This is a genomic window from Lachnoclostridium sp. An196, assembly GCF_002160135.1.
In the GTDB taxonomy this organism is placed as follows: Bacteria; Bacillota; Clostridia; order Lachnospirales; family Lachnospiraceae; genus Hominiventricola; species Hominiventricola avistercoris.
Genome location: NZ_NFJZ01000011.1, coordinates 46,491 through 66,993, shown reverse-complemented (window position 1 = coordinate 66,993; position 20,503 = coordinate 46,491). Strand labels below are relative to the sequence as shown.

Sequence of the window (20,503 nt, the reverse complement as noted above, 5' to 3'; positions counted from 1 at the left end):
CGCTTTTTTAATGGAGGAATATATGGAACTTCAGGATCCCATTACCGGCCTGAAAGGTATAGGAGAAAAAAAAGCTGTACCGTTTGCGAAAGCAGGGATTTATACAATATCGGATTTGCTGCAGTATTACCCCAGATCTTATGATACTTTTGAGGAACCTGTCCCCGGATGCATGCTGGAAGAAGGAACCCGCTGCTCGGTTTATGCCTGTGTACTGTCGGTATCAGGTATCCGACGCTTTCAGAGATATCAGATTTTTACCGCGCAGCTGCAGACAGAAGATGGAGAGACAATTCAGGCGGTTTGGTTTAACATGCCTTTTCTGCGAAAGTGTTTTCCGGCCGGCAGCCGCTATGTTTTCCGCGGAACCATCAGCAGGAAAAAAGACCAGTGGAGAATGGAACAGCCAGAGCACTTTGCGCTGGATGCATATGAAAAAATGCGTAATGTTATGCAGCCCAGGTATCCTCTGGTATCCGGTCTGACGGGACATATGGTTTCCAAAGCGGTAAAGCAGGTACTGGATGGAGGAATGGTCTATGTTCCGGAGTACCTTCCGGAGTCTGTCCGGGAAAAATACGGCCTGGAAAAAGAATGGGACGCATTAAAAGGCGTCCATTTCCCGATTGAAGAAAGGCAGATGATCCGATGCAGAAACCGTCTGGTATTTGATGAATTTCTGTTGTTTATTCTGGCTCTGCGCAGGCTGAAAGAGAGCGGCGGTTTGCAGGTGTCGGAGGTACAGATGGTAGAGACGGCTTATACAGCCCGCCTGACAGAATCGCTCCCTTATGAACTGACCGGGGCACAAAAACGGGTCTGGGGAGAAATACTGGGGGATATGACTTCCTCTAAAGTAATGAACCGTCTGGTTCAGGGAGACGTGGGATCCGGTAAGACTATTCTGGCTGTATTGGCACTGATCACGGCCGGGTGCAACGGATACCAGGGGGCGATCATGGCGCCGACAGAAGTCTTGGCAAAACAACACTATCAGTCCATTACTCAACTGTTCCGAACGCATGATATTCCGCTGAGACCTATTCTTCTGACCGGTTCTATGTCCGTGAAAGAGAAAAGGGCGGCCTATGAAGAAATTCAAAGCGGTACCGCGCAGATCATTGTGGGAACGCATGCTCTGATCCAGGAAAAGGTGGTCTACCACAGGTTGGGACTGGTAGTGACGGACGAACAGCACCGTTTCGGGGTGCGTCAGAGGGAATCCCTGGCTGAAAAAGGGTGTTTTCCTCATGTACTTGTTATGAGCGCAACTCCGATCCCCAGAACTCTCGCTATTATTGTTTATGGAGATCTGGATATTTCTGTAGTGGATGAGATGCCGGCTGACCGCCTTCCCATAAGGAATTGCGTGGTGGATGAATCTTACCGTCCTAACGCCTATCGTTTTATAGAAAAGGAAGCGTCTCAGGGGCACCAGATCTATATTATCTGTCCCATGGTGGAGGAGAATGACGAGCTGGAATTGGAGAATGTCACAGATTATGCCAGAAAACTGGAAAAAGTCTTTCCGCAGTTTCAGGTTGCCTGCCTTCATGGAAGGATGAAGCCGAAAGAAAAAAATGAGATCATGGAGCGTTTCGCGGAAGGGGAGATCCAGATTCTGATCTCGACAACTGTGATTGAAGTGGGGATCAACGTGCCCAATGCCACCGTTATGATGGTGGAAAATTCAGAACGTTTCGGGCTTGCGCAGCTTCATCAGCTCCGCGGACGTGTGGGCAGGGGAAAAGCCCAGTCTTACTGCATTTTCATGACCAGCAGCAAAAGCAGGGAAACCAGGAAAAGACTGGAAGTATTGAATCGTTCCAATGACGGTTTTTATATAGCCAGCGAGGATCTGAAGATGCGGGGGCCGGGAGACCTGTTCGGAATCCGGCAGAGCGGGATCCTGGAATTCAGAATCGGAGATGTGTTTCAGGATGCGAAGGTGCTTCAGATGGCGGGCCGGGCGGCAGACGAGTTCCTTGAAAGGGATCCGGATCTGTCTCTGAAAGAGCATCGCATGCTTTTCGAAAGGCTGGAGCGCTATCTGGAAAAGAGCGGAGAACAGCTGAATCTGTGAGCTGATATAAAGACGGCGGACTGCCGCATATTTTGCAGCAGCCCGCCGTTATTTACTGGGGGTTTATAAACAGAGATTATTTCCCTGCCATCTGACGTTCCTGGGCTTCGATCATTTTTTTGACCATATATCCGCCTACGGAACCATTTTGTTTTGAAGTCAGGTCGCCGTTGTAACCGTCGGTCAGCGGGACACCGATCTCGCTTGCCACTTCGTACTTGAAACGTTCGAGGGCATTCATAGCCTCCGGTACTGCAGCTTTGTTAGTAGATTTAGACATAATAAACTCCTCCTTACTGCAGAGCTTGAAAATAATCCGCTCTGCAATTTGTTGTTGTTTGTTACATCCCTAGTATGTGCATGAACAAAAACAATACACTGTCAATAGTTTCATTTTTTGTCGGACTGTGCCAGAAAAATATATTTTGACCACAGCCTGAAAGTATTGTATGATGATTAAATGTACGGAATACGGATGAGGAGGAAAGAAGATGGAACTTTACATGGTCCGGCACGGACAGACGGATTTTAATAAAAATAAAAGACTGCAGGGCGTGATCGACATTCCGCTCAACGAATATGGAATTGAACTGGCGGAAAAGACGGCGGAAGGTCTGAAAGACGTACCGTTTGATGTGATTTATTCCAGCCCGCTTTCCAGAGCGTTTCAGACGGCGGAAATTATCCGCGGAGACCGTCCTGTCGAAATTATTCCCACAGACAGCCTTCTGGAGCTTAGTTTTGGAGAATATGAGGGACTGATCTGCAAAGGAGAGCACTACAATCTGCCCGATCCGGATTTTATGAAATTTTTTGACAATATGGAAGAATATCATGTTCCGCCCAAAGGCGAAACTATAGAGCATCTGGTAAAACGGACATCTTCTTTTGTTCTCGGTCTTATGAATGATCCGGCAAATGCGGACAAGACGATTCTTCTGTCTTCCCATGGAGCGGCGATCCGCGGACTTCTGACCGGGATCTGGCCGTATGCCAACGGAGGAACGTGGAGCGGCATGGTACATAAAAACTGCGGAGTAACCTGCCTGCACGTGGAGAACGGCAGATTTGACCTGGTATTTGAGAACCGGATTTACTATTGATAAAGTATGAAAGGGTCAAGAAACGTGAATACTACAAATATAGATACACAAATGCAACAAGAGATCCAGATGATGGATTTGTCGGCGCCCGCGCCGATGCAGGAGCCGCAGAGGCAGTATTATTTCCTGAAAAGGGCCAGAGAACTGACCGCCGGCAAAGAACGGGAACTGGGCCGTCCGCTGACCTGCTGCGTTACCACTTTCGGATGCCAGATGAACGCCAGGGATTCGGAAAAACTGCTGGGGATCCTGAAAGAAGCAGGATACCAGGAGACGCAGGACGAGAATGCGGACTTTGTCATTTATAATACCTGTACCGTCCGGGAAAATGCCAACCTGAGGGTCTATGGCAGGCTGGGCGTGCTTCATGGATACAAAAAGAAAAATCCTCATATGAAGATCGCTCTCTGCGGCTGCATGATGCAGGAGCCGGATGTGGTGGAGAAGCTGAAGAAAAGTTATCCGTTTGTAGATCTGATCTTTGGCACCCATAATATTTTTAAATTTGCCGAACTGATGGTAACTATGCTGGAATCGGACCGGATGATCATTGATATCTGGAAAGATACCGACCAGATCGTGGAAGACCTGCCGGTGGAACGGAAATACTCGTTCAAATCCGGCGTGAATATTATGTTCGGCTGCAATAATTTCTGCAGTTATTGTATCGTTCCTTATGTACGGGGGCGGGAGCGCAGCCGGGAGCCGGAAGAGATCCTGAAAGAGATCCGTAAGCTGGTGGATGACGGAGTCAAAGAAGTCATGCTGCTGGGACAGAACGTGAATTCTTATGGGAAGAATCTGGCGCGTCCGGTCACTTTCGCGGAGCTCCTGCGTGAGGTGGTAAAGATCGATGGTCTGGAAAGAGTAAGGTTTATGACCTCTCATCCGAAGGATCTGTCGGACGAGCTGATTCAGGTTATGGCAGAGTCGGAAAAGATCTGCCGTCATCTGCATCTGCCCCTGCAGTCGGGCAGTTCCCGTATCCTGAAGATCATGAACCGGAAATACACCAAGGAGCAGTATCTGGATCTGGCAGACCGGATCCGGAAAGCGGTCCCCGATATCGCCCTTACGACGGATATCATCGTGGGCTTTCCGGGAGAGACAGAGGAAGATTTCCGGGAAACTCTGGATGTGGTGCGCAGGGTGCGCTATGACAGCGCGTTTACGTTCATCTACAGCAAGCGGACCGGGACTCCGGCTGCAGTCATGGAAGACCAGATTCCGGAAGACGTGGTGAAGGATCGGTTTGACCGGCTGCTGAAAGAAGTCCAGACGATCTCAAAAGAGATGGCGGAGCGTTTTACCGGTTCCTGTCAGAAGGTACTGGTGGAAGAGAAGAACAGCCAGATGGAAGGGTATGTGACAGGCCGCCTGAGCAATAATCATGTGGTGCATTTCCGCGGGCCCGAAAGCCTGATCGGACAGATCGTGGAAGTACGGCTGGACGAGTGCAGAGGCTTCTACTATATGGGAAGCCTCACAGGCTGATCCTGCGCGGAAGGGCCGGATACGGAGGTCAGGGCAGTATGAACATAGCATGGAAAAAATCGGCAGGGAGATTTGCGCTGCTTACGGCGGCGCCGCTGATATACGGGGCAGGGATCAGTCTGTTTCTGGATCCGAATCATCTGGCTCCCGGCGGCATGACAGGGATCTCTGTGATCTTAAGTTATCTGACCGGAGCCGGAACAGGAACGATTCTTTTTCTGCTTAACCTTCCGATACTGATCCTGGGAGCTTGGAAATTCGGTCTGCGTTTCATCATGAAAACCGGCTATGTAGTGATGCTGACCTCTTTTGTCACCGAAATACTGGCGGACCGGGGCGCGGTTACCGAAGATCCTCTGCTGGCGGGACTGGCGGGGGGCGTATTGATCGCCTGCGGTATCGGCATAGCTTTTCGGGCGGGAGCCACTACCGGCGGTATGGATATTATTATTAAAATTCTGCGCAGACGCTATCGTCATCTGAAGACAGGCTTCTTATTTCTGTGTTCGGATCTGGTTATCGCGTCTTTATCAGGATTTATTTTCCGGGATTTGAATGTGGCGCTGTATGCCCTGATTACAGTTATCATCTCTGGACGTACATTAAATTTTGTGCTTTATGGAGGAGACGAAGCACGGATGTTCTACATTATAACGGAAAGACCCCGGGAAATCGGGGAGCGTCTCCTGAAAAATCTGGAAGCGGGCGTCACTTATCTGCAGGGGAAAGGCGGATTTACAGGGAAGGATAAAGAGATCGTTTTCTGCGCCGTACATGGCCCCCAGGGTCCACAGGTGGAAGAAATCGTGAAAGAAGAGGATCCTTCCGCCTTTATGATCGTCACCAGCGCCAGCGAGATCTACGGAGAAGGATATAAAGATCTGTTCGCCGACGTGCTCTGAATGGAATCCTGCATTCTGTAGGATGGATTCCCTCTTGCATCTTTCATCAGTTAGTGGTACTATATTTAGCGCAAGATGTTTAAAACAAATACCAGATATAGACACGGAGGGAAGGTTATGAGGGAAACTGCCATCGTGTGCCCGGAAATGATAAAAAAGAGAAATGGAATTCCGGTGCCGTTCGATGTGAAAAAGATCAGGGATGCGATCCGGAAAGCCAATGACGCGGCACGGGTGGAAGCGATCGCCCCGTATCAGTTTGAAAAGCTGGTAGATGAAGTCGTGGAAGCGATTCCGGAAGGAGAGACTCCCAATGTGGAGCAGGTGCAGGATCTGGTGGAGGAGAAGCTGATCCAGAATGGATTTGCCAAAACGGCCAAGGCATATATCCTTTACCGAGAAGAACATACAAAGCTGCGCAAGACAGAAGCGGACCTGGTCAAGATCTACCGGGAGCTGACGTTTACCAGCGCGGCAGACGCGGATATCAAACGCGAAAATGCCAATATAGACGCCGACACGGCCATGGGTACGATGTTGAAATACGGGTCCGAAGGGGCCAATTATTTTGTGGACAATTATATTCTGCCCAAAGATATCGCGGCTGCCCACATTAACGGAGATATCCACATCCATGATAAAGATTTCTATATGCTGACGGAGACCTGCTGCCAGATTGATCTTTTGAAGCTGTTTCACGGCGGCTTTTCCACGGGGCACGGATATATCCGGCAGCCGAAGTCTATCCAGAGCTACGCGGCGCTGGCCTGCATCGCCATCCAGGCAAACCAGAATGAGATGCACGGCGGTCAGTCTGTGCCGAACTTCGACTATGCCATGGCAGAGGGGGTAGCGTGTACCTACCGTAAAGAATATTATGATGCGGTACAGCGCTACTTCTGGCTGGAGTACAACTGTGAACAGGCTTTGGATGAGTCCTTCCGCCAGGCGCTCAAAGACGCCATGCCGGAACGGATTCATATGGGAAATGTGGACCAGTATGAGGAAGATCTGGTGGGCTGGATGAGCGGCGAGGGCGGAAAGATGCTGGGAATCCGGCCGGACGAAGCGGATATCCGCAGATGTCACAAAACGTCTGTGCGGATCGCCACCCATAAAACGGATCTGGCGACCTATCAGGCGATGGAGTCATTGGTTCATAACCTGAATACCATGAATTCCCGCGCGGGAGCGCAGGTGCCTTTCAGCTCCATCAATTATGGAACCTGCACCACGCCGGAAGCGCGCATGGCAATCAAGAATCTGCTGAAAGCGACGGATGCCGGTCTCGGAAACGGAGAAACGGCTATTTTCCCGGTACAGATTTTCAAGGTAAAGGAAGGCGTCAACTATAATCCCGGCGATCCCAATTATGATCTGTTCCGGATGGCGATCAAAGTGTCCGCCAAGAGACTGTTTCCGAATTTCAGTTTTCTGGATGCTCCTTTTAATCTGCAGTATTACAAAGAAGGGGATTATAACACGGAAGTGGCATATATGGGATGCCGGACCCGCGTAATGGGCAACCATTATGATCCGACCAAGGAAGTGACCTGCGGAAGAGGCAACTTAAGCTTTACTTCCATTAATCTTCCCCGTCTGGGAATCCAGGCAAAGGGAGATCTGGATGCCTTTTATAAGAATTTGGACAAAAGGCTTGCTCTTTGCTGCCGGCAGCTGCTGCACCGGTTTGAGATCCAGAGGAAAAAGACCGTAAAGAACTATCCGTTCTTGATGGGCCAGGGTATCTGGATCGATTCCGATCATCTGGCCATGGGGGATCAGGTGGGCGAGATCCTGAAAAACGGAACATTGAGCGTGGGATTTATCGGTCTGGCGGAGACACTGGTGGCACTGACGGGACACCACCACGGAGAGAACGAAGAAAGCCGCAGACTGGGATATGAGATTGTCTCTCACATGAGAAAATATCTTGACAACAAATCTGAGGAAACAGGACTCAATTTCACGCTGCTGGCTACGCCTGCGGAAGGCTTGTCCGGCCGTTTTGTGCGGATGGATCAGAAGCGCTACGGAAAGATTCCGGGAGTCACGGATCGTGAGTACTATACTAATTCTTTCCATGTACCGGTATATTATCCGATAAGCGCCTTTGAAAAGATCCGGATCGAAGGTCCTTATCATGCGCTGACCAACGCGGGCCATATCAGTTATGTGGAACTGGACGGAGATACGGCGAAGAACCCGGAGGCTTTCGAAGCGGTGATCCGCTGTATGAAGGAAAACGGCGTGGGATACGGCTCCGTAAACCATCCGGTAGACCGGGATCCGGTCTGCGGTTATACCGGCGTCATCGATGATGTGTGCCCGCGCTGCGGAAGGCGGGAAGGAGAAGCGGTGCCTCTGGAGAAGCTGAACGAACTGCGTAAAAAATATCCGGACGTGCCGGTTTATCTGGACGCCAATCATTGACAGAAGCCGCCATGCGGCGGAATCTATAGATAAAACTTATTACAGGAGGTAATACATATGGCAGGAAGAGTGATTGCAGAAAACGGAATGGCGGGAGAAAATGTGAAATTTGACCGAATCCGCAGGATTACCGGTTATCTGGTGGGGACCACAGACCGGTTTAACAACGCAAAACGCGCGGAGGAAAGAGACCGTGTTAAACACACCTTGTCCTAAACCGCTTCGAATCGCCGGGACCGTCCAGGATTCTATTGTGGACGGTCCCGGTCTTCGATATGTGATCTTTACCCAGGGATGTCCCCACCACTGCCCGGGCTGCCATAATCCGCAGACCCACGATTTTCAGGGAGGAAAAGACGCAGATACAGATCAGATACTGGAACAGATCTTTGATAATCCGCTTACTTCCGGAGTCACTTTTTCCGGAGGAGAGCCGTTTGTACAGGCCGACGCGCTGGTACCTCTGGCCGAGGTCATCAAAGCCCGGGGAAAACATCTGATGATTTATACTGGATATTTGCTGGAAGAACTGCAGGCCATGGACTGCCCGGGCGTGAGGCGGCTGCTGGAACTGGCAGACATTCTGGTGGACGGCCCCTATATCGAGGAACAGCGGGACCTGACCCTTCAGTACCGGGGAAGCGCTAACCAGCGGGTCATCGATCTTAACAAGAGCCGGGAGCGCGGAGAGATCATCCTTTATCGGAGCGAGTATGAAGACCTGTGGTGATTCAGTAAAAATTAAGATGTCAAAATACTGAAGGAATGATATAATGCATATGACAAACTTTTCTTCAGGAGGGAGAAAATAAATATGATGTACGCAAGAGACTACCGAAGGATCGGCCGGGAGAGCCTGAGAGGAATGTGGCCCACAGCGATCCTGGCAAGCTTTGTATCAGGGCTTCTGGGCTGTACTATGTACGGCTCCAGCTGGATCAATTTAAACAGTGTCGTACAGGGTAACGCCAGCGTATCGGATATGTCTGATCCATATGCGGTGATAGAAGCAGGGGACGGTACGATCCAGAATTTTGTAGAAAGCGATTTTTTTATGCCGATGATGGCATTTTTGGGAACGCTGCTGACCGTATTGCTGATCTATGTGTTGGTCTGTATAATTATAGGAGGAGCCGTTACCCTGGGATACGCCCGGTTTAACTTGAATCTGGTGGATGGGAACCGGCCCGGGGCAGGAGATGTATTTTCAAACATCGGGCGCCTGGGAGCAGGTTTCTGCATGTGGTTCTGGCGCGGACTGTATATCACCTTATGGAGCCTTCTTCTGGTAATCCCGGGAATTGTGGCTACATACAGCTATGCTATGGTGCCTTATATCATGGCAGAACATCCGGAGCTGAGAGCCCGGGAAGCTCTTCGGGAATCCAAAAATATGATGAAAGGAAAACGTTGGCGCCTGTTTTGCCTGGAACTGTCTTTTATCGGATGGACTCTGCTTGCCGCGCTGGTGTTTGCTGCTATATTCACAGCAGGATTTCTGACTGGCAGTATGGGGCTTTCCATGTTTGGTTTAGTAGTTTATATTGTCGAACTGCTTTTCCTGTATCCTTATGTTGAAGCGTCCAGAGCGGCGTTTTACAGGGAACTGACCGAGCAGCGCTACAGCAACCCGCAGCCGGAAGCCCAGTGGCGCGAGGTTCCGCAGGATGAGATGAAGGAGGAGACTTATGATTACAACAACGACCCCTTCCATTGAGGGCAAAAGAATCCAGGAATATAAAGGAATTGTGTTTGGCGAGGTGGTCGCCGGCGTGGATGTGATCAAGGATTTCACCGCCGGGATCAGCAATTTCTTTGGAGGACGCTCCAGTACCTATGAGGGCGAGCTGATTCAGGCGCGTCAGAATGCGCTCCGGGAGATGGAAGAGCGTGCCCGGGAAATCGGTGCTAACGCAGTCGTGGGAGTGGATATCGACTACGAAGTGCTGGGCAGCAACAATGGTATGCTGATGGTGACTGCCAGCGGCACAGCGGTTGTTACAGATTAATTCAGAATATACGGCAGGATCGGGAAAATGGTCCTGCTGTATTTTTGTCTTGAAACAAACAGTATATAACAGTTGACAACAGCCGCAAACTGTTATATACTGTTTGCAACGAAGGAGGAGAGATATGAAGCTGATCATCAACCATTCTTCCATGCAGCCAATCTACGAACAGATCTCGGGACAGATCAAGGAGCTGATCCTGCATGGAGAATTAAATGAAGAGGAGATGCTTCCTTCGGTACGTTCTCTGGCAAAGGAGCTTCGGGTCAGTGCACTGACTGTGAAGAAATCCTACGATACCCTGGAACAGGAAGGGTTTATCGTTACTGTGCACGGAAAAGGGAGTTTTGTAGCCTGTGCCGGGCAGGAAATCCTGCTGGAGGAGAAGAGAAGAGAAGTGGAGACTGATCTGGAACTGGCCATCCGGAAAGGACGAAGCTGCGGAATGAGCAATCAGGAGATTGCAGATTTATTTCACATAATTCTGGAGGAGTAGAGATGTTGGTTCGATTGCATGAAGCGGAAAAGCGTTATGATTCATTCTGTCTGCAATGTTCCCTGGAAGTCAGGGAGGGATATGTCACCGGATTAATCGGCCCCAACGGGGCTGGAAAAAGTACCGCGTTTAAAATGATCCTGGGGTTGGTCTACCCGGATGCGGGAGAGGCGTCTGTGCTGGGAAAACCGGCCCGCAGCCTTACGGCTTTCGACAAAGAAGCTGTCGGCGCCGTCCTTCCCGGGACCGGATTCAGCGGATATCTGTCTGTCCGTGATATTCTGCCCGTATTAAAGAGTATGTACCGGGATTTTCAGGAGGAAGAGTTTGTAAAAAGGTGTGAACAGTTCGGCCTGCCTTTAGACAAGAAAATCAAAGAATTTTCCACAGGCATGAAGGCGAAGCTGAAGGTGCTGACTGCCATTAGCCATAAGGCAAAGCTTCTTGTATTGGACGAACCTACCGCCGGCCTGGACGTGATTGCCCGGGACCAGATCCTGGATCTGCTGCGGGAATACATGATGCCCGGAGACCGGTCCATCCTGGTCAGTTCGCATATTTCCAGTGATCTGGAAGGGCTGTGCGATGATTTTTACCTGATCGACGGCGGAAAGATCCTCCTGCATGAGGAGACAGACGTGCTGCTGGAAAGCTACGGGGTTCTGAAGATGACGGAAGAGCAGTACCGAACGCTGGACAGGGAATGGATTTTGAAAGTAAAAAAGGAGCCGTACGGATACAGCGCCCTGACCGGACAACGGCAGTATTACATGGAAAATTATCCGGAGATTACCATGGAAAAGGGCAGTATGGACGATGTGATCATGATGATGGTACAGGGAGGGCAGGCATGAAAGGTTTAATGATTAAAGACTGGAAGCTTTTGAAAAATCAGGGAAGATTTTACGCTGTGATTGTAATTTTCGCGCTGATCATTATGATTGCCAACGAAAGCGGATATACGTTTGCCGGATATTATCTGACGTTCCTGGCCTCTTTATTTACTCTGAGTACGTTCAGCTATGATGAAGAAAACGGAGGCACCGGCTTTCTTATGACGCTCCCTGCAGACCGAAAGACCTATGTGAAAGAAAAATTTTTATTCGGGATTCTGCTGACGGGAGGAAGCTGGCTGGTATCCTGCCTGCTGTCGGCTGTGTTCCTGATGATCCGGAAACCGGGTGAAAGCCCGCTGTCGCTTATGCCGCCCATGTTCGGCTTTCTGGCAGTTTTTTCTCTTCTGCTGTTCGCAGCGATTCCGATGATTCTGAGATTCGGCCCCGAGAGGGGACGTCTGGGCCTGGTGGGAGTGATCGGAATAGCTACCCTGCTGTTGATTGCGGTATCACGGACTGCAGGCGGTGCGGCAGAAGCATTAGGGTCGGTTCTGACACGTTATACAGCCATATTCGCAGTTATAGCCGTGGTTCTGTATCTGGCGGTTATACTGGCCTGCTACCGGATATCCGTGCGTGTCATGGAGAAAAGGGAGTTTTAAAGAGTCTCTTCTCGTTGACAAGCGCCCCTCCGGGAGACTATAATACAGATTGTTTGAAGAAATTCTGTAACTACGGAGGGAGAAAATGAAACGAGAGACTTTTGGGTCCAGGCTGGGCTTCATCCTGGTATCGGCAGGATGCGCCATCGGCCTGGGCAACGTATGGAAATTTCCGTACATATGCGGTGAATACGGCGGCGCCGCGTTCATCCTGATCTACTTGCTGTTCCTGGTAATCCTGGGAATTCCGGTGCTGGTCTGCGAGTTTTCCGTGGGCCGCAGCAGCCGCAAAAGTGTGGCCATGTGCTTTGAAGAGCTGGAGCCCCGCGGCACCGTATGGCACCGGCTGAAATACATCGGAATCGCAGGCTGTTATCTTCTGATGATGTTTTACACCACTGTGGCGGGCTGGATGCTGTATTATTGTTTCCGCAGCCTGAGAGGCGATTTTGTAGGCGCTTCTGCGGAAGCAGTGGAGGCGGCGTTTAGCGGCATGCTGGCGGACGCGCCGCTGATGACGTTCTGGACGGTACTGGTCTGCATCCTGGGATTTGTGGTATGTATTTTCGGACTGAACGGCGGCGTCGAGAAAGTAAGCAAGTTCATGATGGCGGCGCTGCTGCTGATCATGGTAGTGCTGGCAGTACATTCTGTGACGCTGGAAGGCGCGGGAGAGGGCGTGAAGTTTTATCTGATCCCGGATTTCCAGAGAATCCTGGAAAACGGCATCGGCACGGCCGTGTTCGCGGCGCTGAGCCAGTCCTTCTTTACCCTGTCGCTGGGTGTCGGCGCCATGCTGATCTTCGGAAGTTATCTGGACCGTTCCAGAAGTCTTACCGGCGAAGCGATCAGCATCACTGCGCTGGATACGTTTGTGGCGCTGACCGCCGGATTTATTGTGATCCCGGCCTGTTTCGCCTTCGGCATCGAGCCCGGATCCGGACCCAGCCTGGTATTTGTGACTCTGCCCAATATCTTTGCCCAGATTCCCGGCGGAGCTGTCTGGAGCGCTTTGTTCTTCCTGTTTCTGGCTTTTGCGGCGCTGACCACGGTAATCGCCGTATTTGAGAACATCATCGCGTTTTACATGGACGGACTGGGCTGGTCCCGCAAAAAAGGCGTCGTGGTGAACGCGGTGCTGATGATTATCCTGAGTATGCCGTGCGTGCTTGGATACAACCTGCTTTCCGGCATCCAGCCTCTTGGAGCAGGCACCACGATCATGGATCTGGAGGATTTCATCGTCTCCAACAACTTGCTGCCCCTGGGAAGTCTGGGGTATGTGCTGTTCTGTACCAGCAAAAACGGCTGGGGATGGAATTCGTTTATGGATGAGGTTAACGCCGGCGAAGGCCTGAAATTCCCGAAAGGCCTGAAGGCGTATGTATCTTACGGCATTCCGCTCATCATTGCGGTGATCTATCTGAAAGGATATTATGATTATTTCAGCGCGAAAGGACCGGTTATGCTGTGGGGATGGATGGCAGCGGCGGTCATCTTCCTGGTATTTATTTTCTACTGCGCGCTGAAGGGCGGCAAGAAAGCGGCAAAAAGATAGAGCAAAAGGTCACGACAAAGATCGTGACCTTTTTAATACATCATAAGATTAACATAATATTTTTATGTAAATTATCGTTCCTCTTTGACCAGTGACAGGAATATGATTCCGGCTGAAGAAAATCGAAGCTTACATAGATGTGGAGCAGGGACCGCCGGAGACTGTGCATTTTATTCTTTTCTCTATTTATCTTTTGAGAACAGCGCTGGATAACTCTCAGTAAAAAATCAGCTTGACAAATGCTCTCAGATTCTATAATATTTTGAATGTCAAAATATTTGAATTTCAAAGTTTTAAGAAGAATTTTTAATTGGAAAAGGGATAAGGAGAGCATGATGAAATTTGAAAATCTGATCACACTGATCAATACGGTATCTTCTTCGAAGCTTACTCAGTTTTCCATCGAGTATGAAGGGTGTAAAATTACTATGAAAGCGGACCGTGGTATGAAAATTACTGCAGTTGCGGCTCCGGAAGCGGCAGTGCCGGAAGAGACACCATCTGTGCGGGAAACAGTTCCGCAGGAGAGCCCGGAAGCGGAAGGAAATGTAGTGAAATCCCCTCTGGTGGGAACCTTCTATAATGCGCAGTCGCCGGATGCGGAGCCGTATGTGCGTATCGGCGATAAAGTTTCTAAAGGGCAGATCCTGGGTATCGTCGAGGCTATGAAACTGATGAACGAGATTACCTCCGAATATGACGGTACGGTTAAAGAAATCCTTGTGGAAAATGAACAGATGGTGGAATACGGGCAGCCGCTGTTTGTGATCGGTTAAGCCAGAAGAGTCAGGAGATGACAGATATGTTTGATAAAGTTTTAATCGCAAACAGAGGAGAAATAGCGGTCAGGATCATCCGTGCCTGCCGGGAGCTGGGAATCCGGACTGTAGCCGTATACTCTGAAGCAGACAGGGAGGCCCTGCATACACAGCTGGCAGACGAAGCCATCTGTATCGGACCGGCTCCGGCGGGCAGAAGTTATCTGAATATGGAACAGATTTTAAGCGCCACAATTGCCAGCGGAGCCCAGGCCATTCACCCCGGCTTTGGTTTTCTGTCTGAAAACAGCAAATTTGTGGATATGTGTGAAAAATGTCATGTAACTTTCATCGGGCCTTCTGCGGATCTGATCCGTCGTATGGGTGATAAGGCGGAAGCCAGAAATACCATGATAGCTGCCGGAGTCCCGGTGGTTCCGGGAACGAAGGAACCGGTGCTGGATGCGGCCAGGGGAAAAGAACTGGCAGAGGGAATCGGTTATCCGGTGATTATCAAAGCGGCTCTCGGGGGCGGCGGAAAAGGCATGCGTATCGCTGAAAATCCGGACGAATTTGAGATTCAGTTCAATATGGCTCAGCAGGAGTCGGAAAAAGCCTTCGGAGACGGCACCATGTATATTGAGAAATATATTGTGGAGCCCCGGCATATTGAATTTCAGATCCTGGCTGATAATTATGGCAATGTGGTGCAGCTGGGAGAGCGTGATTGTTCGATCCAGCGGCGACATCAGAAAATGATCGAAGAAAGTCCGTCCAGCGCCATTTCGGATGAGCTCCGGAAAAAAATGGGCGAGACGGCAGTTCGCGCGGCGAAAGCAGTGGGATATGTCAATGCGGGTACTATAGAATTTCTTCTGGATAAAAACGGACAGTATTATTTCATGGAAATGAATACCCGTATTCAGGTAGAACATCCGGTGACAGAGATGGTGACAGGCGTTGACCTGATCAAAGAACAGATACTGATCGCAGCCGGTCTGCCCCTGAGCATGACGCAGGATGAAATTCACATCCAGGGTCATGCCATTGAATGCCGTATTAATGCAGAAGATCCGGAACGCGGCTTCATGCCCTGCCCGGGAACGATTGAGAATATGCATCTGCCGGGCGGAAACGGCGTACGTGTGGAGACCGCCCTGTATCAGGGCTATACGATCCCGCCCATGTATGATTCAATGGTCGCGAAACTGATTGTGCATGACAGGAACCGCCGCAACGCGATTCGCAAGATGCAGAGCGCCCTGGGCGAGATGGTGATCGAAGGAGTTACCACAAATATTGATTTTCAGTTTGAGATCCTGAATGATCCGGATTTTCAGAACGGAAATGTAAATACGCATTTTATTCAGGAACATTACGGGGAGTAGGATAGAAGATGTTAAAAGAAATGTTTAAAAAGACAGGCCATATCCACCTGCCGGGCAAACTCGCGGAGCCGTCCGTTCCGGAGGGGCTCTGGATCAAATGCCCGAAATGCGGAGAAACCCTTTATAAAGACGATGTCGTAGGAAATCATTATGTCTGCTACCGCTGCGGAGGATATTTCCGCGTAAGGGCCCGCAACCGGATCCGTATGGTGGCTGATCCCAAATCCTTTGAAGAATGGGATAGGGGACTGGAGACTCCGAATCCGCTGCACTATGAAGGATACCAGGAAAAGATCGCAGGGCTGAAAGAAAAGACCAAGCTGGACGAAGCCGTTGTCACGGGAAAGATCCGCATCAATGGAGAAGAAGCGGTGATCGGCATCTGTGACGTCCGCTTCTTAATGGGCAGTATGGGGTATGTGGTAGGAGAAAAGCTGACCAGAGCGATCGAGAAAGCGACGGAGCTTCGCCTTCCCCTGATCCTGTTTACTGCTTCAGGAGGGGCCAGAATGCAGGAGGGAATCGTTTCCCTGATGCAGATGGCAAAGACCAGCGCCGCACTGAGGCGCCATTCTGACGCAGGCCTTCTTTATATCACAATATTGACCGACCCGACTACCGGAGGCGTAACAGCGAGCTTCGCAATGTTGGGAGATATTATTCTGGCAGAGCCGGGAGCTCTGGTCGGTTTTGCGGGTCCCCGCGTGATCGAACAGACGATCGGCCAGAAGCTGCCAAAAGGTTTTCAGAGTTCGGAATTTCTGCTGGAACATGGCATTATCGACGGCATCGTAGAACGTATGGAGCTGAAAGACACCCTGTACCATCTGATCTGTCTGCACAAGGAAGCCGTTCCGGGACACCCGGAGCAGTCTTTGGATGCATCAGAGGAGCTTTATGATAAAAAATCCGGGGACAAGAAGAAACGTCCTGCAAACGCCTGGGAGAGGGTCCAGGCGGCCAGAAGCGCAGAGCGTCCCACCAGTCTGGACTATATAGAACATTTGTTTGACGGCTTCATGGAACTGCATGGCGACCGGGCTTTCCGTGACGACGGATCGATCGTGGGAGGAATCGCATCTTTCCATGGGCTTCCGGTGACGGTCATCGGCCAGCAGAAGGGAAAAAATACGAAAGAAAATATCAGCCGCAATTTCGGCATGCCGTATCCGGAAGGATACCGCAAGGCACAGCGCCTGATGAAACAGGCGGAAAAATTCGGACGCCCCATTATCTGTTTTGTGGATACCCCGGGAGCTTTCTGTGGTATGGAGGCGGAAGAGCGAGGGCAGGGAGAAGCGATTGCCCGTTCTCTTCTGGAAATGTCAGGACTGAAAGTGCCGATACTTTCTATTGTGATCGGAGAAGGCGGCAGCGGAGGAGCGCTGGCGCTGGCTGTGGGCAATGAAGTATGGATGTTGGAAAACTCTACTTATTCTATTTTGTCTCCGGAAGGATTCGCGTCTATCCTCTGGAAAGACAGCAGCCGCGCGGAAGAGGCTGCCGGCAAGATGCGGCTGACGGCGGATGACCTGAAAGACCTGGGCATCATCGAGCAGGTGATTGGAGAAGAAGAGCCTGTCACTGCCGAGTCACTTCCTGAGGTTGCAAGGCGTATGGATGTAAGAATCGAAGAATTCATGGAAAAATACGGGAAAATGAGCGGGGAAGAGCTGGTGCGGCAGCGCTACGACCGGTTCCGCAATATGTGACGATAAAAGATCGACAGAATCCTTTCGGGACAGGGATATAGCTTCCTGGTTATCTGGAAGGATTTTTTATATTCCCTGATAACAAATATAAAATCGAACAAACTTTCGATTTTAATATTGACAAACACACGTTCGATTATTATAATAAAGTCATGCAAGAGAACAAATGTTTGGTTTTTGTTTGAAGGGAGTGTGTCAGAATGTACGCAGCAGATCGTTTGGCAAGGGAAGAGTTCCGGAAAAATCGGAGAGCGGAGACTGTCAGGCTGCAGAGAGCGCGCAGGACTTTTTTCTTTTTCCTGGCGCTGACTTTAATTGTTGTATTTGGGATCGGTTTTGGATTTGGAACTCTGATGACAAGAGCGGAAGAACCGGAGAAAGCGCCTGCTTATAAATATTATTCCAATATAGAGATTAAATCCGGGGACACTCTCTGGGATATTGCGGACACATATATGGACGGAGAGTATTATAAAACCAGATCCGATTACATCAGTGAAGTGATGGAAATTAACGGTCTTTCATCAGACACATTAATATCGGGGGAGAGCCTGATTGTCCCGTATTATTCAATGATTCAGCAATAGATTTTACAGATGCTGTCGTCCTGAAGGAGGCAGCATCTGCGATTTATAAAACGGTAACCGTCTGTATTAAGATTTCATGAAGATTCCTTTAAGATTTCCCCTCTTGGATTGTAGGTCAATATAAAATGTGTTACATTAGATGCAGTAGAGCAGCAATATCATTTTCAGATATTAAACTGCAGACAAAAGAGGAGGTTATTCATGAAAAACAGACTTTACTATTTACTGGCTGTTCTGTATGTACTGATGTTCGCCATCATTCTGTACATAAACGGAGCTTTTTCCGGGGAGTCCATATCTGTCAGCAATCTGGCGATTAATGTCGCTTTCCTGATTGTGATCGGGATTCTGTTCATTATTTCTTTTGTAAGCTTTTCCAGGTTGAACCGCGTGACGGATTCCCTTGTGGATACGGCAGAAGAGATGTCTGCGAAATATGAATCCGTACAGAAAAGCCTGTGGGACGAATACCGCACGAAAAAAGACACATTTTCCAGCCCTGTGCTGAACCGTCAGTTTGATCGGTATCAGAAAAGAATCGCCGCGTCTACAAACGCAAAAGGCACCATATCCCGGGTATGCTCCCTGGAAGAATATATCAATGAAGATTTGCTGGACAACGTGGTCAGCGCTCATTTTAATTCCGCAGTCGGCGGAACGTTGACCGGCCTTGGTATTCTGGGAACCTTTATCGGATTGTCCATGGGCATGATCTCATTTACCGGAAGCGACGTATTTACTATTTCCGATAATATTGCCCCGCTTCTGGATGGCATGAAAGTGGCTTTCCACACATCCGTGTACGGTATTTTCTTTTCTATAGTATTTAACTTTGTTTATCGGAGCCTGATGGCGGACGCCTATGGAAAATTATCCCGTTTTTTGATGACTTTCCAGGAATGTGCGGCTCCTGTGCCGGCGTCAGTGGACGAGAATACCAGCGCCATGCTGATCTACCAGGCGAATACGGCTAATGCTCTGAAACGGATTCTGGAGCTTCTGAAAGGGAATGCGGAAGAGCAGAGCAAAGGGCTGGACCGGGTTGTTCAGCAGTTTGTAAATCAGATGTCGGATGTACTTGGAGCTGATTTCGAACAGTTGGGACAAACTCTGCATGAATCCTGTGAAGCGCAGGGAACCTATGCCAGAAATTTCCAGAGGCTGGAAGAGAGCACCAGGCTTTTACTGGAATCCAGCCGCACTATGAATGAGACGCTGACCATGACGCTGGAACGACAGAAAGAGCTGGAAGAGAAGCTCTCCAGCACCTGTGACGATTTGAGCAATGAGCTTTATACCTTTCATCAGATGAGGGATTTATATGAGAAATAAGAGAAAGAACAGAGCGGTATTCGAGGCTCCCAGTTACTGGCAGTCATATTCTGATATGATGGCCGCGTTGCTTCTGATCTTTATCCTGATGATAGCCATCACACTTGGAATCTACCGGCAGAAGCAGACCGATCTGGAAAATACCCAGATCAGTCTGAATGCCACCAGATCAGAGTTAGAGACATCCCGGGAAGACCTGCAGGCATCCATGGATGCGCTGGAAAAAGCATACGCTCAGGCGAGCAGCACAGAAGCAGAACTTGCTGCGGCATACCGGGAGATTGATGAAGCGCAAGCTGAGCTTCGAGCCACCAAGAGTGAATTGGAAGATATCGTGGGTATCCGGACAGATATTATCAGGGCGCTTCAGGAGCGTTTCAGCAATTCCTCCATGCAGGTGGACTCCCAGACAGGATCCATCGCCTTTTCTTCGGACGTGCTGTTCCGGTATAACAGCTCCGTCCTGACAGAGAACAGCAAGGAGACCCTTCAGGAGATCATTCCCATGTACCTGGGGGTACTGCTGCAGGATAATTTCCGCCCATATATTGCGGAGATTATTATAGAAGGACATACGGATACAGACGGAGGATACCAGAGCAATATGACTTTGTCCTTCAACCGGGCAAATGCGGTTGCGAACTTTTGTCTGGATTCCGATAACGGCCTGACGGACACACAGATTCAGCAGCTCCAGGAACTTATGACGGTCAATGGCCGTTCCTACAGTGAGCCCATCTATCAGATGAATTCCACTGAGGTCGATATGGCTGCTTCCCGTCGCGTAGAGATCAAATTCCGCCTGAAAGAGGATGAAATGATTGAAAAGATCACGGAAGTATTGAATCAGGGATCCGCGGCCGAGGAAACAAGTAACTGATAATCTTGTTGAAATAAAAAGGGTACTTACATAAAACAAGCACCCTGTAGTATAATCTACTTAGAAAGGCAGTCGGAAAAATCCGATGCCCTCAGTAATTGGAATTTATATTAAGAAATAGCATCCAAACTGTGGCGGTAGGGATGCTGTTTCTTTTTGTTGTCTATGTATGTCAGAACAGCAAAAATCACGAGCACTAAATCATGAAGAATAAAAAACCTCCTTGAAAATAGATAAAAACAGTAGTACACTAACAGATATAGAACGCGT

Annotated in this window: 20 protein-coding genes; 19 read left to right on the top strand and 1 reads right to left on the bottom strand. The window is 49.7% G+C overall.

Translation table 11 applies throughout. The annotated features are described in order from the left end of the window. Positions 1 to 22: 22 nt before the first annotated feature. Positions 23 to 2,083 carry an ATP-dependent DNA helicase RecG gene (gene recG / locus B5F29_RS12945; protein ID WP_087155105.1) on the top strand — a complete coding sequence of 687 codons (2,061 nt, stop codon included), beginning with the start codon at positions 23 to 25 and terminating at the stop codon, positions 2,081 to 2,083. 76 nt (positions 2,084 to 2,159) lie between these two features. On the opposite strand, the gene B5F29_RS12940 is transcribed toward recG, so the two are convergent. After that, positions 2,160 to 2,366: an alpha/beta-type small acid-soluble spore protein gene (locus B5F29_RS12940; protein ID WP_087155036.1), complete on the bottom strand. Its 207-nt coding sequence runs from the start codon at positions 2,364 to 2,366 to the stop codon at positions 2,160 to 2,162. Positions 2,367 to 2,574: 208 nt separating this feature from the next. Between B5F29_RS12940 and B5F29_RS12935 the strand changes: the two genes are divergently transcribed. The 18 genes from B5F29_RS12935 (at position 2,575) to B5F29_RS12850 (ending at position 20,233) form a co-directional block, all read left to right on the top strand. Further along, complete coding sequence (locus B5F29_RS12935; protein ID WP_087155035.1) at positions 2,575 to 3,186, top strand: histidine phosphatase family protein; 612 nt, start codon at positions 2,575 to 2,577, stop codon at positions 3,184 to 3,186. Positions 3,187 to 3,255: 69 nt separating this feature from the next. Next, positions 3,256 to 4,680, top strand: a complete 1,425-nt coding sequence (gene miaB / locus B5F29_RS12930; protein ID WP_242955667.1) for a tRNA (N6-isopentenyl adenosine(37)-C2)-methylthiotransferase MiaB — start codon at positions 3,256 to 3,258, stop codon at positions 4,678 to 4,680. 38 nt (positions 4,681 to 4,718) lie between these two features. Continuing rightward, a complete protein-coding gene (locus B5F29_RS12925; RefSeq protein WP_087155033.1) occupies positions 4,719 to 5,582 on the top strand; it encodes a YitT family protein in 864 nt (287 codons plus the stop codon). A gap of 117 nt (positions 5,583 to 5,699) precedes the next feature. Next, positions 5,700 to 8,015: an anaerobic ribonucleoside triphosphate reductase gene (locus B5F29_RS12920; protein WP_242955666.1), complete on the top strand. Its 2,316-nt coding sequence runs from the start codon at positions 5,700 to 5,702 to the stop codon at positions 8,013 to 8,015. Positions 8,016 to 8,072: 57 nt separating this feature from the next. Continuing rightward, positions 8,073 to 8,231: an anaerobic ribonucleoside-triphosphate reductase gene (gene nrdD, locus B5F29_RS12915; protein WP_087155032.1), complete on the top strand. Its 159-nt coding sequence runs from the start codon at positions 8,073 to 8,075 to the stop codon at positions 8,229 to 8,231. Next, a complete protein-coding gene (nrdG, locus tag B5F29_RS12910) occupies positions 8,209 to 8,745 on the top strand; it encodes an anaerobic ribonucleoside-triphosphate reductase activating protein (RefSeq protein ID WP_087155031.1) in 537 nt (178 codons plus the stop codon). The genes nrdD and nrdG overlap by 23 nt, the downstream gene beginning before the upstream one ends. Positions 8,746 to 8,829: 84 nt before the next feature. After that, on the top strand, positions 8,830 to 9,732 hold the full coding sequence (locus B5F29_RS12905) for a DUF975 family protein (RefSeq protein ID WP_087155030.1): 903 nt from the start codon (positions 8,830 to 8,832) through the stop codon (positions 9,730 to 9,732). Beyond that, positions 9,704 to 10,024: a putative heavy metal-binding protein gene (locus B5F29_RS12900; RefSeq protein WP_087155029.1), complete on the top strand. Its 321-nt coding sequence runs from the start codon at positions 9,704 to 9,706 to the stop codon at positions 10,022 to 10,024. The genes B5F29_RS12905 and B5F29_RS12900 overlap by 29 nt, the downstream gene beginning before the upstream one ends. A gap of 124 nt (positions 10,025 to 10,148) precedes the next feature. Further along, a complete protein-coding gene (locus B5F29_RS12895) occupies positions 10,149 to 10,520 on the top strand; it encodes a GntR family transcriptional regulator (RefSeq protein ID WP_087155028.1) in 372 nt (123 codons plus the stop codon). Positions 10,521 to 10,525: 5 nt separating this feature from the next. Next, entirely contained in the window at positions 10,526 to 11,374 is an 849-nt protein-coding gene (locus B5F29_RS12890; protein ID WP_087155103.1) for an ABC transporter ATP-binding protein, read from the top strand. Next, on the top strand, positions 11,371 to 12,018 hold the full coding sequence (locus B5F29_RS12885) for an ABC-2 transporter permease (RefSeq protein ID WP_087155027.1): 648 nt from the start codon (positions 11,371 to 11,373) through the stop codon (positions 12,016 to 12,018). The genes B5F29_RS12890 and B5F29_RS12885 overlap by 4 nt, the downstream gene beginning before the upstream one ends. Before the next feature lie 85 nt (positions 12,019 to 12,103). Next, the gene (locus B5F29_RS12880) at positions 12,104 to 13,576 is read left to right on the top strand and encodes a sodium-dependent transporter (protein ID WP_087155026.1); all 1,473 of its coding nucleotides are present in this window, start codon (positions 12,104 to 12,106) and stop codon (positions 13,574 to 13,576) included. A 335-nt stretch (positions 13,577 to 13,911) separates the two neighbouring features. Then, positions 13,912 to 14,352: an acetyl-CoA carboxylase biotin carboxyl carrier protein gene (gene accB, locus B5F29_RS12875; protein ID WP_087155025.1), complete on the top strand. Its 441-nt coding sequence runs from the start codon at positions 13,912 to 13,914 to the stop codon at positions 14,350 to 14,352. A gap of 26 nt (positions 14,353 to 14,378) precedes the next feature. Beyond that, positions 14,379 to 15,722 (top strand): acetyl-CoA carboxylase biotin carboxylase subunit, encoded by a 1,344-nt coding sequence (locus B5F29_RS12870; RefSeq protein ID WP_087155024.1) that lies wholly within the window; start codon positions 14,379 to 14,381, stop codon positions 15,720 to 15,722. Between the two features lie 8 nt (positions 15,723 to 15,730). Next, a complete protein-coding gene (locus tag B5F29_RS12865; RefSeq protein ID WP_087155023.1) occupies positions 15,731 to 17,434 on the top strand; it encodes an acetyl-CoA carboxylase carboxyltransferase subunit alpha in 1,704 nt (567 codons plus the stop codon). Between the two features lie 200 nt (positions 17,435 to 17,634). After that, a complete protein-coding gene (locus tag B5F29_RS12860) occupies positions 17,635 to 18,021 on the top strand; it encodes a LysM peptidoglycan-binding domain-containing protein (RefSeq protein WP_087155022.1) in 387 nt (128 codons plus the stop codon). 201 nt (positions 18,022 to 18,222) lie between these two features. Continuing rightward, complete coding sequence (locus B5F29_RS12855) at positions 18,223 to 19,353, top strand: MotA/TolQ/ExbB proton channel family protein (protein WP_087155021.1); 1,131 nt, start codon at positions 18,223 to 18,225, stop codon at positions 19,351 to 19,353. After that, a complete protein-coding gene (locus B5F29_RS12850; protein ID WP_087155020.1) occupies positions 19,343 to 20,233 on the top strand; it encodes an OmpA family protein in 891 nt (296 codons plus the stop codon). Before B5F29_RS12855 ends, B5F29_RS12850 begins: the two co-directional genes overlap by 11 nt. Positions 20,234 to 20,503: the final 270 nt, after the last annotated feature.

Bases quoted from the DNA above. Each gene is read 5' to 3' on its own strand.
- recG (WP_087155105.1), top strand. From the start codon at position 23: ATGGAACTTCAGGATCCCATTACCGGCCTGAAAGGTATAGGAGAAAAA.
- B5F29_RS12935 (WP_087155035.1), top strand. From the start codon at position 2,575: ATGGAACTTTACATGGTCCGGCACGGACAGACGGATTTTAATAAAAAT.
- miaB (WP_242955667.1), top strand. From the start codon at position 3,256: ATGATGGATTTGTCGGCGCCCGCGCCGATGCAGGAGCCGCAGAGGCAG.
- B5F29_RS12925 (WP_087155033.1), top strand. From the start codon at position 4,719: ATGAACATAGCATGGAAAAAATCGGCAGGGAGATTTGCGCTGCTTACG.
- B5F29_RS12920 (WP_242955666.1), top strand. From the start codon at position 5,700: ATGAGGGAAACTGCCATCGTGTGCCCGGAAATGATAAAAAAGAGAAAT.
- nrdD (WP_087155032.1), top strand. From the start codon at position 8,073: ATGGCAGGAAGAGTGATTGCAGAAAACGGAATGGCGGGAGAAAATGTG.
- B5F29_RS12905 (WP_087155030.1), top strand. From the start codon at position 8,830: ATGATGTACGCAAGAGACTACCGAAGGATCGGCCGGGAGAGCCTGAGA.
- B5F29_RS12900 (WP_087155029.1), top strand. From the start codon at position 9,704: ATGATTACAACAACGACCCCTTCCATTGAGGGCAAAAGAATCCAGGAA.
- B5F29_RS12895 (WP_087155028.1), top strand. From the start codon at position 10,149: ATGAAGCTGATCATCAACCATTCTTCCATGCAGCCAATCTACGAACAG.
- B5F29_RS12885 (WP_087155027.1), top strand. From the start codon at position 11,371: ATGAAAGGTTTAATGATTAAAGACTGGAAGCTTTTGAAAAATCAGGGA.
- B5F29_RS12880 (WP_087155026.1), top strand. From the start codon at position 12,104: ATGAAACGAGAGACTTTTGGGTCCAGGCTGGGCTTCATCCTGGTATCG.
- accB (WP_087155025.1), top strand. From the start codon at position 13,912: ATGAAATTTGAAAATCTGATCACACTGATCAATACGGTATCTTCTTCG.
- B5F29_RS12870 (WP_087155024.1), top strand. From the start codon at position 14,379: ATGTTTGATAAAGTTTTAATCGCAAACAGAGGAGAAATAGCGGTCAGG.
- B5F29_RS12865 (WP_087155023.1), top strand. From the start codon at position 15,731: ATGTTAAAAGAAATGTTTAAAAAGACAGGCCATATCCACCTGCCGGGC.
- B5F29_RS12860 (WP_087155022.1), top strand. From the start codon at position 17,635: ATGTACGCAGCAGATCGTTTGGCAAGGGAAGAGTTCCGGAAAAATCGG.
- B5F29_RS12855 (WP_087155021.1), top strand. From the start codon at position 18,223: ATGAAAAACAGACTTTACTATTTACTGGCTGTTCTGTATGTACTGATG.
- B5F29_RS12850 (WP_087155020.1), top strand. From the start codon at position 19,343: ATGAGAAATAAGAGAAAGAACAGAGCGGTATTCGAGGCTCCCAGTTAC.